Annotated in this window: 15 protein-coding genes; 9 read left to right on the top strand and 6 right to left on the bottom strand. The window is 67.9% G+C overall.

Annotation, left to right across the window (positions count from 1 at the left end; translation table 11 throughout):
- Position 1 precedes the first annotated feature (1 nt).
- A complete protein-coding gene (locus Aco04nite_RS07170; protein WP_212996367.1) occupies positions 2-1,198 on the top strand; it encodes a glycosyl hydrolase family 18 protein in 1,197 nt (398 codons plus the stop codon).
- Between the two features lie 52 nt (positions 1,199-1,250).
- Here the strand turns inward: Aco04nite_RS07170 and Aco04nite_RS07165 are convergent, their stop codons facing one another.
- On the bottom strand, positions 1,251-1,916 hold the full coding sequence (locus tag Aco04nite_RS07165) for a DedA family protein (RefSeq protein ID WP_212996366.1): 666 nt from the start codon (positions 1,914-1,916) through the stop codon (positions 1,251-1,253).
- A 116-nt stretch (positions 1,917-2,032) separates the two neighbouring features.
- Between Aco04nite_RS07165 and Aco04nite_RS07160 the strand changes: the two genes are divergently transcribed.
- From Aco04nite_RS07160 to Aco04nite_RS07125, 8 genes are all read left to right on the top strand, one after another.
- Entirely contained in the window at positions 2,033-2,476 is a 444-nt protein-coding gene (locus Aco04nite_RS07160) for a hypothetical protein (protein ID WP_212996365.1), read from the top strand.
- Complete coding sequence (locus tag Aco04nite_RS07155; RefSeq protein WP_212996364.1) at positions 2,473-3,345, top strand: MFS transporter permease; 873 nt, start codon at positions 2,473-2,475, stop codon at positions 3,343-3,345. Before Aco04nite_RS07160 ends, Aco04nite_RS07155 begins: the two co-directional genes overlap by 4 nt.
- Positions 3,326-4,966 carry an alpha-amylase family protein gene (locus tag Aco04nite_RS07150; protein ID WP_212996363.1) on the top strand — a complete coding sequence of 547 codons (1,641 nt, stop codon included), beginning with the start codon at positions 3,326-3,328 and terminating at the stop codon, positions 4,964-4,966. The genes Aco04nite_RS07155 and Aco04nite_RS07150 overlap by 20 nt, the downstream gene beginning before the upstream one ends.
- A 109-nt stretch (positions 4,967-5,075) precedes the next feature.
- Positions 5,076-5,834 carry a 3-oxoacyl-ACP reductase FabG gene (fabG, locus tag Aco04nite_RS07145; protein WP_212996362.1) on the top strand — a complete coding sequence of 253 codons (759 nt, stop codon included), beginning with the start codon at positions 5,076-5,078 and terminating at the stop codon, positions 5,832-5,834.
- Positions 5,835-5,916: 82 nt separating this feature from the next.
- Positions 5,917-6,306, top strand: coding sequence for a hypothetical protein (locus Aco04nite_RS07140; RefSeq protein WP_212996361.1), 390 nt, complete (start codon positions 5,917-5,919; stop codon positions 6,304-6,306).
- A gap of 3 nt (positions 6,307-6,309) precedes the next feature.
- Positions 6,310-7,764, top strand: a complete 1,455-nt coding sequence (locus Aco04nite_RS07135) for a glutathionylspermidine synthase family protein (RefSeq protein ID WP_212996360.1) — start codon at positions 6,310-6,312, stop codon at positions 7,762-7,764.
- Positions 7,765-7,966: 202 nt separating this feature from the next.
- Positions 7,967-8,230, top strand: coding sequence for a hypothetical protein (locus Aco04nite_RS07130; RefSeq protein WP_212996359.1), 264 nt, complete (start codon positions 7,967-7,969; stop codon positions 8,228-8,230).
- A 78-nt stretch (positions 8,231-8,308) separates the two neighbouring features.
- Positions 8,309-9,325, top strand: coding sequence for an ATP-binding protein (locus Aco04nite_RS07125; protein ID WP_212996358.1), 1,017 nt, complete (start codon positions 8,309-8,311; stop codon positions 9,323-9,325).
- Here the strand turns inward: Aco04nite_RS07125 and Aco04nite_RS07120 are convergent, their stop codons facing one another.
- The 5 genes from Aco04nite_RS07120 to Aco04nite_RS07100 all read right to left on the bottom strand — a co-directional run bounded on the left by Aco04nite_RS07120 (position 9,326) and on the right by Aco04nite_RS07100 (position 12,645).
- Positions 9,326-10,096 (bottom strand): CPBP family intramembrane glutamic endopeptidase, encoded by a 771-nt coding sequence (locus Aco04nite_RS07120; protein WP_212996357.1) that lies wholly within the window; start codon positions 10,094-10,096, stop codon positions 9,326-9,328.
- A 93-nt stretch (positions 10,097-10,189) separates the two neighbouring features.
- Positions 10,190-10,846, bottom strand: a complete 657-nt coding sequence (locus tag Aco04nite_RS07115) for a response regulator (RefSeq protein WP_212996356.1) — start codon at positions 10,844-10,846, stop codon at positions 10,190-10,192.
- Positions 10,843-11,880, bottom strand: a complete 1,038-nt coding sequence (locus Aco04nite_RS07110; protein ID WP_244875793.1) for a sensor histidine kinase — start codon at positions 11,878-11,880, stop codon at positions 10,843-10,845. The genes Aco04nite_RS07115 and Aco04nite_RS07110 overlap by 4 nt, the downstream gene beginning before the upstream one ends.
- A complete protein-coding gene (locus Aco04nite_RS07105) occupies positions 11,856-12,287 on the bottom strand; it encodes a hypothetical protein (protein ID WP_212996355.1) in 432 nt (143 codons plus the stop codon). Before Aco04nite_RS07105 ends, Aco04nite_RS07110 begins: the two co-directional genes overlap by 25 nt.
- A complete protein-coding gene (locus tag Aco04nite_RS07100) occupies positions 12,280-12,645 on the bottom strand; it encodes a hypothetical protein (protein ID WP_203839998.1) in 366 nt (121 codons plus the stop codon). Before Aco04nite_RS07100 ends, Aco04nite_RS07105 begins: the two co-directional genes overlap by 8 nt.
- Positions 12,646-12,709: the final 64 nt, after the last annotated feature.

The raw sequence follows: 12,709 nt of genomic DNA, 5'->3' as shown, positions 1-12,709 counted from the left end.
CATGAAACTGAAGCGGAAACTCCTCGTCGGAATAGCCGTCGCCACGACGGCAGCCGCCACCGCGATCATCCCCATGACCGCCTCCAACGCCGCCGTCGCCTGCGTCACGGCGTGGAACTCCAGTGCCGTCTACACCGGTGGCCAGACCGCGTCGCAGAACGCCCACAACTACACGGCGAAGTGGTGGACCCAGAACGAGAGCCCGGCCACGCACAGCGGCCAGTGGGACGTCTGGACCGACAACGGCGCCTGCGGTGGCGGCACCACCCCGCCGACCACGGCACCGCCCACGACGACGCCTCCCACGACCACGCCGCCGTCGAGCGGCACGAAGATGGCCGCCGCGCCGTACATCTATCCTGGCTGGGGTAACCCGCCGGCACCGTCGACCGTCATGAACGCCACCGGGATCCGGGCGTTCACCATGGCGTTCGTGCTGGCCAACGGCTGCAACCCGGTCTGGGACGGCGAGGGCGGCCTGACCGGCGGCGTGCACGCCAGCACCATCGCCGCGATCAAGGCCGCCGGTGGCAGCGTGGTGCCCTCGATCGGCGGCTGGAGCGGTAACAAGCTCGGCCCGAACTGCGCCACCCCGGAGCTGCTCGCCGGCGCGTACCAGAAGGTGATCGACGCCTTCGGTCTGCAGGCGATCGACATCGACATCGAGAACTCCGACGAGTTCGAGAACGCCGTCGTGCAGGACCGGATCCTCGGCGCCCTGAAGATCGTCAAGCAGAAGAACCCGAACGTGAAGACGATCCTGACCTTCGGTACGTCGCCGACCGGCCCGAACTACTACGGCATCCGGCTGATCACGCAGGCCAAGGCGCTCGGCGCGAACATCGACATCTTCGCGCAGATGCCGTTCGACTTCGGCGGCACCGACATGTACGCCGCCACGGTCGGCGCCTCCGAGGGGCTCAAGAGCCAGCTCAAGACGGCCTTCGGCTACACCGACGCGCAGGCGTACTCGCACATGGGCATCTCCGGCATGAACGGCCTCTCCGACCAGCAGGAGCTGACCACCACGGACACCTGGACCCGGATCCGGGACTACGCGAAGACCAACAACTTCGCCCGCTTCACGTTCTGGTCGGTCAACCGGGACCGTGGCTGCGCCGGCGGTGGCGTGGTCTCCGACTGCTCCGGCATCGCGCAGGCCGACTGGGAGTTCACCCGGATCAGCGCCGGTTTCTGAGCCGGTTTCTGAAGAGCATTTCTCGCAAGGGGTGACGTGCGGCCGTGGATCTCTACAGATCCGCGGCCGCGCGCCTGCGTTTGCGGACCTTCTTGGTCACCCAGCTGCCGATCGCGATGATGAAGAACGCCCAGATCGCGTAGTCGAACCAGTGGCTGTACCTCTCGACGTCCTGCCAGCGGGAGCCGAGCGCGTATCCGGCGCCGACGAACAGCGTGTTCCAGACGGCGCTGCCGATCGTGGTGAAGAGCGTGAAGAGTCCGAGGTTCATGTGGTTGGCCCCGGCGGGGATCGACACCAGGCTGCGGACCACGGGAGCCATCCGCCCGAACAGCACCGCCGACTTCTCGTGCTTCTCGAACCAGCGGTCAGCGGTGTTGAGGTCGTCGGCGTCGACGAGCGGGATCCGGTCGAGCCACCGGCGCAGCCGTTCCTCGCCGAGCGCGTGACCCAGCCAGTAGAGCGCGAGCGCGCCGATCACCGACCCGGCCGTCGCGGCGATCGTGACGAGGACCAGGTTGACCCGGCCCTCGCTGGCCAGGAAGCCGGCCATGGAGAGCACGATCTCGCTGGGGATCGGCGGGATGAGGTTTTCCAGCGCCACGAGCAGGCCGACACCCAGCGCCCCGAGCGACTCGATCACGGACGCGACCCAGCCGGTCAATCCGCCGAGCCGGCTCAGATCGGACTCGGCCGCCAGGGGGAACGGCTCACTCATCGGCACTCCTTACTGAGGGGGTCTTACTTGTTACCCGATCACCAGCGTACGAACCTTCGCGCGCTGATTCGGCCGCGTGGCGAGACGCTGGCGCGCAGCCGGTAAGTTTCGGGACGATGGAAGAGACATTGAGCCCGCGGGGCCGCACGATCCGGGTAGCGGTCACCGCGCTCGGGGCGTTGCTGCTGCTGGTCGGCACCCTGTGGGGTCAGGACGACGATTTCCCGTTCGGCCCGTTCCGGATGTATTCGACCGCGCCCGACCCGAACGCGGACGCCCCGGACACCCGGCTCGAGGGCGTCGACACCACCGGGCGCAGGATCGAGCTGAACGAGTCGAACAGCGGCTTGCGCCGGGCCGAGATCGAGGGTCAGCAGCAGCAGTACGTCGACGACCCGAGCCGGTTGCAGCAGGTGGCGATCGCGTACGCGGACAAGAGCCCCGCCGCCCCGCCGCTCACCACGGTCGAGATCGTGGTCCACTGGGTGGGCATCGAGCACGCCCGGCCGACCGGTGAGTCGCACGACGAGGTCGTCGCGCACTGGACGGTGACCCGATGAACCGCATCGCGGCCTGGCTGACCGAGGCGGTGCCGCGTGGGCGGATCGCGGCGTTCAGGACGCTCGTCTATCTCTTCGTCGCCGGTGACCTGGTCATCTTCACGCCGTGGGTGCGCAACCACGCCAGCACCCCGGGCGACCTCTATCAGCCCCTGCTCGTGGGCCGGCTGCTGCAGCTGCCGACGCCGACACCTCTTCTCGTACACGCCATCTTCTGGGTGTTGCTCGTGCTGGCGCTCGCCGCCGCGACCGGGCGTGCCCCGCGCCTGCTCGGCTGGACCGTCTTCGCGCTCTACTTCGAGTGGATGGTCATCGCCATGAGCTATGGCAAGGTCGACCACGACCGGGTCGGGCTGCTGGTCGCGCTGGCCGCACTGCCCACTGCCGGTCGGGCGAGGCACGGCGACCCGACGCGTACGCAGGCCGGCGGCTGGGCGTTGCGGGTCACCCAGATCGCGGCCATCTGCACGTACTTCCTGGCGGCCTGGGCCAAGGTCCGCTTCGGTGGCCTCGACTGGGTCACGAGCTCGGTGCTGGCCCGCGCGATCATCCGCCGCGGCACCGACCTCGCCGACCTCATCGCCGGCGTCCCGTACCTGCTGATCCTTGCCCAAATCGGGATCATGGTCTTCGAGCTGAGCAGCCCGGCGATCTTCTTTCTCAAGCCCCGCTGGCGCAACTGGATGGTCGCGTTCTTCTACTCGTTCCATGTGGCGACGTTCGCGACCATCACGATCTCGTTCGCACCGCACCTCGCGGCCCTCGCGAGCTTCCTGTCGCTGGAGAAGATCCGCCCTGTGGCATGGACCAGGGGTTTCCTGAACCGCCGTCGCGGTCATGTAAGGGAGCATGAGCGACCGGTGGTATGAGAAGGCCGTCATTTATTGCCTCGACCTCGACACGTACGCGGATTCCAACGGTGACGGTGTCGGTGACATCCGTGGGCTGATCGGACGGCTGGACTACCTGGCCCGCCTGGGGGTCACCTGCCTCTGGCTCAACCCGATCCACCCCACACCCAACCGCGATGACGGGTACGACGTCGCGGACTTCTACAACGTCGACCCGCGCCTGGGTAACCTCGGCGACTTCGCGGAGCTGCTGCACCAGGCCGGCAACCGGGGCATCAAGGTCATCATCGACCTCGTGGTGAACCACACGTCGGACCAGCACCCGTGGTTCCAGTCGGCGCGATCGTCGCCCGAATCGGCGTACCACGACTGGTATGTCTGGTCCGAGAGCCAGCCGTCCGACCGTCACCAGGGCATGGTCTTCCCGGGTGAGCAGAACGAGACCTGGAGCTACGACCGCACCGCCAAGAAGTGGTTCTACCACCGCTTCTACAAGTTCCAGCCGGACCTGAACATCAACAACCCGCAGGTCCGCGAGGAGATCAAGAAGATCTGCGCGTTCTGGCTGCAGCTGGGCGTCGCCGGGTTCCGGATGGACGCCGTGCCGTTCATCATCGAGGAGACCCAGCCGGGCAACCCCAACCCGCCCAAGGACCTGGACTTCCTGACCGACCTGCGCGCGCACGTGCAGTGGCGCAAGGCCGACGCCGTGCTGCTGGCCGAGGCCAATGTGGAGCCCGACCAGCTCAAGCACTTCTTCGGTGACGACGGCGGCTCGGCCAACCGGATCCACATGCTGTTCGACTTCATGCTCAACGGCCGGCTGATGCTCGCGCTGGCCCGCCGGCACCCCGAGGTCATCATCGACGCGCTGCAGGACACCCCGAAGCTGCCGTCCGGTGCCCAGTGGGCGACGTTCCTGCGCAACCACGACGAGGTGGACCTGTCCCGGCTCACCGTCGAGCAGCGCGACGAGGTCTTCGAGCAGTTCGGCCCCGACGAGAGCATGCAGCTGTACGGCCGGGGCATCCGTCGCCGGCTCGCCCCGATGCTGGGTGGAGAGCGCAGGCGGATCGAGCTCGCGTACGCGCTGCAGTTCAGCCTGCGGGGCACGCCGGTCATCCGCTACGGCGAGGAGATCGGTATGGGTGACGACCTCACCCAGGAGGGCCGCAATGCCATCCGTACGCCGATGCAGTGGTCCTCGCTGCCCAACGGTGGTTTCTCGACGTCCGACACCCTCGTGCGCCCGGTCGTCTCGGACCCCGAGTACGGCTACGAGAAGATCAACGTCACGCTGCAGCGCCACGACCCGCAGTCGCTGCTGTCGTGGTTCGAGCGCATGATCCGCACGCTCCGCGAGACGCCCGAGGTCGGCAGCGGCACCTGCGCGAACGTCGACGTGCCGGTGCCCTCGGGCGTGCTCGTGCACCGGGCGGACGCCGAGACCGGGACCATGGTCTTCATCCACAACCTCGGGGAGTCCGAGGGAGTCGTCGACCTGAGCAGCCTGGAGCCCGAGGCGGAGTTCCCCAACGATGTTCTCGCGGACCAGCAATACCCCGACCTGGGCAAGCTCGACGCCCTGCCGATCGGTGGGTACGGCTACCGCTGGATCCGGCTCAAGCGCCACCCCTGAGATGTTGCACTGCTAGTGAAATAAATCGCTCGCGGCACTGTTAACCGACCGGTAACACCTGAGTTAGAGTCGGCCGACCGATCAATTTGATCTGCGGGAGGCCACGAACATGACCCAGCCGAGTCGGGTAGCGATCGTCACCGGTGCCGCACGGGGAATCGGGGAGGCGACCGCCCGCAAGCTCGCAGCCGACGGGCTTGCCGTGGCGGTCGTCGACCTCGATGAGGGCGCCTGCGCCAACACGGTCACCGAGATCCACGACGCGGGTGGCACCGCCCTCGCCGTGGGCGCCGACGTGTCCGATCCGGCCCAGGTCACCGCCGCCGTCGAGAAGGTCGTTGCCGAGCTCGGAGCGCCCACGGTGCTGGTCAACAACGCCGGCGTGCTCCGCGACAACCTGCTCTTCAAGATGAGCGACGACGACTGGGAAACCGTGATGGCGGTCCACCTGCGCGGCGCGTTCCTGTTCAGCCGGGCCGTGCAGAAACACATGGTCGACGCCGGGTGGGGCCGCATCGTCAGCCTCTCCAGCACGTCCGCGCTCGGCAACCGGGGCCAGGCCAACTACGCCGCCGCCAAGGCCGGCCTGCAGGGCTTCACCAAGACCCTCGCCATCGAGCTCGGTCGTTACGGCGTCACCGCCAACGCCGTTGCCCCCGGCTTCATCGTGACCGATATGACCGCCGCGACGGCCGCCCGCGTCGGCGTCGATTTCGCCGACTTCCAGAAGGCCGCGATCGCTCAGATCCCGGTCGCGCGGGCCGGGCGCCCCGAAGACGTCGCGAACACCGTATCCTTCCTGGTCAGTGAAGGCGCCGGGTTCGTGTCGGGCCAGGTCATCTATGTGGCTGGTGGCCCGCGCGCCTGACGGGGGTGTTGATCCGGGTCGCTACAAAGGAATAAGCGACCCGGACCGCGAAAGGGTGGAGAAGCCGACTGTGAACCGACGGATGACCTCGCGAAGCGTGTCGCTGACCAGCACCTTCCTGCTGCTCGCCGCGGGTGGTGCGGCGGCGTGCGACAACGGCAACCAGTATCACGACGAGGGCTTCTACTGCGCGGACGCGAACGGCGTGATCGTCGACGAGGACTACTGCGACGACAACTACCACGGCAGCGGTGGCGGCGGCGGATTCTTCATCTGGCATTCGTCCGGTTACCGGTCCGGCTATCCGATCGGTTCCCGGCTGCCGTCGGGCGGCTCCAAGTTCGCCTACAACGACGCGGCCGCCCGGCGCTCCTTCGGCCTGCCGTCCACCGGCAAGGTCGGCAACGGCACGGTGAAGACCAGCGTCGTCGGCAAGGGCGGCAGCGGCACCACCAGCAAGTCGGGAAGCTGACCCGTGCGCCGCATCCCGTACGGCCCGGTTCGCGACGGCTGGAAACTCACCAACTACAGCCTCGGCCTCACCTACAACGACACCGAGCTGCCCGACGGCACGATGATGTCGTACTGGCAGGAAGGGCCGTACTACGACTTCAGCCAGCCCGAGATCGAGGAGCTGGAGACGGCGACCACCGTCCTCTACCAGATGTGCCTCGACGCGGGTGACTGGATGGTCCAGCAGTGCCCCCGGCACACCGCCCAGGGCCGCCGCGACGGCTACTTCACCTCCGTGTGCACCCCGGAGAGCTGCTTCCTGACCAAGATCGGCATCCCTGAGTACGCGCACGAGCAGATCATCCGCACCTGGTTCGACGGCGACGCCGAGACCTGGACCCACCAGGACAAGGACCCCGACGGCCGGCTCCCGATGCAGACCCCGGACTTCTCCCCGACGGTCTACGGTCGCTTCGACCTCTGGTACAACGGCGCCGGCACCATACCCCGCCTGCTCGAATACAACGCCCAGACCCCCACGTCGCTGGTCGAGGCCGCGGTCGTCCAGTGGCACTGGGCCGACCAGACCAACCTCACCCAGCACCCGTGGCGGCAGTGGAATTCCCTGCACGACCGCCTCGTCGGCTGGGAGGCCGAGGACGGCGAGCCCGCCAACCCGGGAGCCTGGCGCCGCAACATCGCCAAACTCCGCGAAGCCCGCCCGTGGCTCCCCGAAAAGCCCAAACTCTTCTTCGCGTACGAAACCAGCGAACCCACCGGCGAAGACCGCATGAACGTCGCCTACCTGATGGCCACGGCCGAAGAAGCGGGCTACCCCGTAGAGCTCATCGCCATGAGCCAGATCGGCTGGGACGTCGCCGGCGACCGCGTCCTCTTCGTACCCGGCCCCGGCCAGGAGAACAAATCCGAGCCGATCGACGTCATCTTCATGCTCTACCCCTGGGAATGGTTCTGGAACGAAGAGGGCGGCAAAGGCTTCTTCCGCAACATGGCCGACCCCACCAAACGCGGCACGGTCTGGATCGAACCCCCGTACAAAGCCGCCCTCCTCGGCAACAAGGCGCTGCTCCCGGTCCTGTGGAAGCTCTTCGGCAAGGACCCTGAGCGAAGCAAGTACCTGCTGCCCGCCTACTTCGCCGAGTCAACCGCGGCGGCCAAGCTCACGTCGTACGCCAAAAAGCCCGTCTGGGGTCGCGAAGGCGGCTCGGTCACCCTGGTCAAAGACGGCGTCACCATCTCCGAGAACCCCTCCGAGTACGGCGCCGACGGCCGCTACGTCGTCCAGGAGCTGCTGGAACTCCCGTCCTTCGAGGGCCTGGAGGGCGTCGTCCACCCGGTCATCGGCTCCTGGCTCATCGACGGCGAGCCGGCCGGCATGGGCATCCGCGAAGGCCTCGGCACCGACGGTCTGGTTACCAAGGACGCCTGCAACTTCCTGCCGCATATCATCTCTTAACGGTCATTGCTAAAGCTGCTAAAGTCTTTTGCAAAAGTCTTTAGCACGGGAGACCCGGTATGGGACGAGGCGGAGCTTGAGCGCCTGGTGGCCCTGCTACGCCAGGCCGGCACCGATCTACGTGATGTAGAGGTGAAGGCCGCCGGCAGCGGTGGTTGTTGCTGAGGTCGGTGAGCTCGACCCCCGTTTCAAGCCTTGCTTCGTGGCTGCCTGGGGTGAGTACAACGGGTCCTTCACCCGGGGTGGCGACGGTGATCGCCGACTCACCGATTTTGAGATCCACCTGCTGCACACCAACCGAGGTCAGCCCGACGACGATCGTCAGCCGGTCGAAGGCGCCACGCTGGATGACCTTGAGCCGAGCGAGACACGGGCCCTGATCGACCGCGTCCGGCTGCGTCAGCCGCGGGCATTTGCCGGCCTGCCCGATGAGCAGGTGTTGCGCAGGCTGAACGTGCTGGCGTAGGACGAGCAAGGACGACTACGGCCGACTCTTGGTGGCCTGCTTTCATTGGGTGCGTACCCACAGCAATTCTTTCCGCAGTTGAATGCGACGTTCGTGGTCTATCCGGGCCTGTCGGCGCGTGACATACCCGCGAACGGTCCGCGATTTCTCGATAACCGGTCCTTCGACGGTCCCATTCCGGTGATCGTCGATGAAGCGGTGACCGCGGTCCTGCGCAACACTTCCGTGCGGTCGTTCGTGGAGGGGTCGGGCCGGACCGACGTCTACGACTACCCTGCCGAGGCCGTCCGGCAAGCGGTCGCCAACGCACTGCTCCACCGGGACTACTCGCCGTACTTTCGCGGCGCACCCGTTCAGATCACACTGTTCGCGGACCGTCTGGTTGTAGCGAATCCCGGCGGTCTGTTCGGTGCAGTCACCGAGGAGGACCTGGGCGGCGACGGAGTCACATCGACCCGCAACTCCGTCTTGGCGCGGTTGCTTCAGGATGTCCGGCAGCCCGAGACCGGCCGGATGGTGTCCGAAAACAGGGCGAGCGGTATTCCGACAATGCTGCGAGAGCTGAGTCTGGTCGGGTCGCCACCCCCGGAGTTCGACAGTCGCATCACCCGGTTCCGGGTGACGATGCCTCGAGACGCTCTGCTCGGCGATGAGACGATGACCTGGATCGCAGGCCTTGGCCAGCAGGGTCTGACGCCGACTCAGCACATTGCCCTCGCTGAAATGCATGCCGGCCGACCGGTCACCGATGGCACGATGCGTAACCTCGGCCTGGCGGCCCCCCGGGCCGCGAACGAACTGTCGGACCTAATTACCCGTGGCTTGGTGGTGCGGATCGGTGAGCGAGGGCATGCTCGGTATCTCCTCGCTCCTGAAACACCAGAGCCCTCTCCCGCTGCGAGTGAAAGCAGCGCTGAAGAGCTTGTCTGGAGGGCCCTTGCCGACGGCTCCGAATTGAGTCGCCGTGATCTGCAGGAGCGGACGGGCGTGACCTGGACGAGGGTCCTGCGCGTTCTGAGAAGTCTGGAACAGCAGGGCAAGATCATTGCAACTGCGCCCGTACGCTCGCCTCTGCGGCGTTACCGGCGCAGGTAATCAGCCCTGGAGGGCGTAGTCGCGGCGGTGGCGGGGGAGGATGCGGTCGTGGCGGCGGGCGTGGCGGGTCAGGGCGGCCGTGGCGGCCAGGCAGATCAGGACCGTGATGAGGGAGCCTTCGATGCCGAAGGCGCCACCGGAGATGGGTGACGGGCCGGTGAGGTGGGCGTCCAGGAGGCCTTGGACGTGGAGGCCGGAGACCGGGATGCCGAAGATGCCGCTCTCGGTGAAGTTCCAGGCGGCGTGGAGGCCGATGGCGAGCCAGAGGCGGCGGGTGGCGACGTAGGCCAGGCCGAGCAGGGCGCCCGCTTCGAGGCCGATGGCCAGGACGCCGGTGAGGGTGGCGCCGTGGTTGAGCAGGTGGAGGGCGCCGAAGATCGCGGAGCTGACGGCGACGGTCCACCAGGTGCCGAGGCGGGATTCGATGAGGCGGAAGATGATGCCCCGGATCAGCAGTTCCTCGAAGACGGCTGCGGCGATCGCGCTGCCCAGGGCGGTGAACAGCGCGCCGATGCTGCCGAACGCGTCGACGTGGTACATGCCGAGGATGGCGATCAACGTGACCGTGAGCGCGCAGAGACCGAAGCCGATGCCGAAGCCGGTGGCTGCCTCGCGGGGTGCGCCGGGCAGGGAGAGCTCTGCCGGGCGGCGCAGGATGAAGTAGTAGGCCGCGAGCATGGCTGCCGCGGCGACCAGGCCGAGAATCAGGCCCGGGTCGCCGAAGACGAGTTTGAGGACGATCAGAGTCACGGCCGCCAGCAGGGTTCTCATGGCGTAGACGCTATTGATCGGACGGGGTCCTTCTCATCGCCCGCGGGAGGACGATCGGGGGTAGCTCTGCCGGGGGATGGTCACCCAACCGCGTCATCCATCGGCGGAGACGAGACCCGTCCGGTACGCCAGGACGACAGCCTGCACGCGGTCGCGGAGGTTCAGCTTTGTCAGGATCCGGGAGACGTACGTTTTCACCGTCTCCGCGCTGATCACGAGCGTGGCGGCGATCTCCGCGTTGGACTGGCCCGCGGCGATGAGCTTGAGGACCTCCAGCTCGCGTGGGGTGAGACCGGTCAGCGCCGAGCCCTCGTCACGGCGTACCCGTGCCGCGAAGCGACCGACCAGCTGGCGCGTCACCGCGGGATCGAGCAACGCCTCGCCGCCGGCGATTGTCCGGACCGCGCCGATCAGCTCGGGGGGACGGGCGTCCTTGAGCAGGAAGCCGCTGGCGCCGGCGCGCAACGCCTCATAGACGTACGAGTCGACGTTGAACGTGGTCACCACCAGCACCTTCATCGGGTTGCCGACGCCCGGACCGGCCAGTTGGCGGGTCGCCTCGATGCCGTCGAGGCCGGGCATCTGGATGTCCATCACCACGACGTCGGGTTGCAGGCGCAGCGCCGTGGCGACCGCGGACGGGCCGTCCGACGCCTCCCCGACGACCTCCATGTCGGGCTGGGCGCCGAGGATCGCCACGAAACCGGTGCGGATCAGGGCCTGGTCGTCGCAGACCACGACGCGGATCATCGGCGGGGGCCTTTCGCGGGGATGCGGGCGTACAGGCGGAAGCCACCGGCGGGACGACCACCCGAGGTGACCGTGCCGCCGAAGACCGAGACCCGTTCTTTCAGGCCGTCGAGGCCGTGGCCGCCGCTGTGCTGGACAGGCGGGCCGTCGGTGAGGACCTCGATCTCGGTGGCGGACGTGCCGTAGCGGACGTTGACCTTGGTCGGCTGGCCCTGCGCGTGCTTCATGGCGTTGGTCAGGCCTTCCTGGACCACCCGGTAGGCCGCGAGTTCAGCGCCGGAGGCGAGCAGCTCGGGCGAGCCCTCTTCGCGCAACGTCACCGGCTGCCCGGTGCTCACCGCGCGCTCGACCAACTCACCGATCTTCAGATCCGGGCCCGCGTGCAGGACGTCCAGCAGGTGCCGCAGCTCTTTCAGCGCGAGCCGGCCGGTGTCGCTGATCACGGAAAGGTCGGCGCCGGGTACGTACTGCGCGGCATCGGCCTGCACGACCATAGCGGTCACGTGGTGGGTGACGACGTCATGCAGCTCGCGGGCGATCCGGGCGCGCTCCGCCTCGGCGTCGACGGCGCGACGGCGGCGCACCCAGGCACCGGCTCCCCAGCACGCGGCGAGCACCACGAAGAACGTCACGTATTCGAGGGCGGTCTCGTGGGACCCCCGCACGCGCAGCACCGCCACGAACGGCAGATATGCCACCGCCGCGCCGATCTGCCAGCGCCGGCCCAGCACGGTGCCCGCGGTGTAGAGCGCCGGGAGCAGTCCCCAGCTGGCGGCCAGTGGGGTGTAGCCGATCGAGTCGTACAGGGCGAACGCGACGGCGACCACGCCGAGCACGGTCGCGGGATACCGGCGGCGCAGCACGAGCGGCAGGCACTGGGCCGCGGCCAGCACGACGGCGAGGGCGTCGATGCCGTGGTGCGGCAGTTCGCCGAGCGTCATCCCGGCGGCGGAGACACCCGGGATGAAGGAGACGGCACCGAGAGCGACGGCCAGCAGGCCGTCCTGGACTAGGGGCGGGGGCGGTTTCGCCACAGCCACCACAGCCCGATGAAGGGCAGCACCAGCGGCACGTAGCCGTATCCGCTGCCGTAGTGCGACCAGACGGTGTCGTCGGGGAAGGCGACCGCGTCGGCGATGCTCAGCGTGCCCACCACCAGCACGCCGAGCAGCTCGATCGAGCAGCTGACGAACGCGAGGATGCGGCCGCGCTCGCCGCCGATCGCGAGCCCCACGGTGGCGGCGATGTAGACGAGCCCGGCGAAGCCCGACAACAGGTACGCCAGCGGCGCCTCGGAGAAGTGGGTGCTGATCTGCACCAGCGCCCGGGCGCTCGCGGAGAGCGCGAAGATGCCGTAGACCAGCAGCAGGACCCGGCCGAGACCGCTGCCGATGGCAGCGTCCCGGGGCCTTGCCGGGGTGGGGGTCGGGTTGTCAGCCACTGGTCACCTCTGCGATCTGCTGCAGGCGCAGCACGAGAACCGGCAGCGTCAACGCCGCGACGGCGAGGATGAGCAGGCCCCAGCGGGTCGGCTCGAGCCGGGCGAGGTAGACCCCGACCGGAGCGAACGCGATGGTGGTGATCAGGTAGCCGACGAAGGTCGTCCAGTCGGCGGGCCGGTCGGGGCCGAACAGCCCGACGATCGCCACCACGACGAGGACGACGACCAGCAGGCCGAGACCGAGCATCGACCAGAGATCGGTGTTGCTCGGTGCCTTGTTCAGCGCGCACCGGATCACATACCAGACGCCCAGCACCAGGGCCACGACGATCGTCGCGAGCGAGAGGGGGCCGTTCATCACGGGCACAGCGTACTGATCTGCGGGGCGTGTTAGTTTTCGGCCGGGTGATCCAAGCGCGTGG

The sequence above is a fragment of the Winogradskya consettensis genome, from assembly GCF_018332715.1.
GTDB classification, from domain to species: Bacteria; Actinomycetota; Actinomycetes; order Mycobacteriales; family Micromonosporaceae; genus Actinoplanes; species Actinoplanes consettensis.
The sequence above is the reverse complement of the archived record's forward strand: the minus strand, read 5'-3'. Positions and strand labels throughout refer to the sequence as shown.

What these genes read in the sequence shown, in the direction of transcription:
- Aco04nite_RS07170 (WP_212996367.1), top strand. Translation starts at nt 2, where the DNA reads ATGAAACTGAAGCGGAAACTCCTCGTCGGAATAGCCGTCGCCACGACG.
- Aco04nite_RS07165 (WP_212996366.1), bottom strand. Translation starts at nt 1,916, where the DNA reads ATGAGTGAGCCGTTCCCCCTGGCGGCCGAGTCCGATCTGAGCCGGCTC.
- Aco04nite_RS07160 (WP_212996365.1), top strand. Translation starts at nt 2,033, where the DNA reads ATGGAAGAGACATTGAGCCCGCGGGGCCGCACGATCCGGGTAGCGGTC.
- Aco04nite_RS07155 (WP_212996364.1), top strand. Translation starts at nt 2,473, where the DNA reads ATGAACCGCATCGCGGCCTGGCTGACCGAGGCGGTGCCGCGTGGGCGG.
- Aco04nite_RS07150 (WP_212996363.1), top strand. Translation starts at nt 3,326, where the DNA reads ATGAGCGACCGGTGGTATGAGAAGGCCGTCATTTATTGCCTCGACCTC.
- fabG (WP_212996362.1), top strand. Translation starts at nt 5,076, where the DNA reads ATGACCCAGCCGAGTCGGGTAGCGATCGTCACCGGTGCCGCACGGGGA.
- Aco04nite_RS07140 (WP_212996361.1), top strand. Translation starts at nt 5,917, where the DNA reads ATGACCTCGCGAAGCGTGTCGCTGACCAGCACCTTCCTGCTGCTCGCC.
- Aco04nite_RS07120 (WP_212996357.1), bottom strand. Translation starts at nt 10,096, where the DNA reads ATGAGAACCCTGCTGGCGGCCGTGACTCTGATCGTCCTCAAACTCGTC.
- Aco04nite_RS07115 (WP_212996356.1), bottom strand. Translation starts at nt 10,846, where the DNA reads ATGATCCGCGTCGTGGTCTGCGACGACCAGGCCCTGATCCGCACCGGT.
- Aco04nite_RS07100 (WP_203839998.1), bottom strand. Translation starts at nt 12,645, where the DNA reads ATGAACGGCCCCCTCTCGCTCGCGACGATCGTCGTGGCCCTGGTGCTG.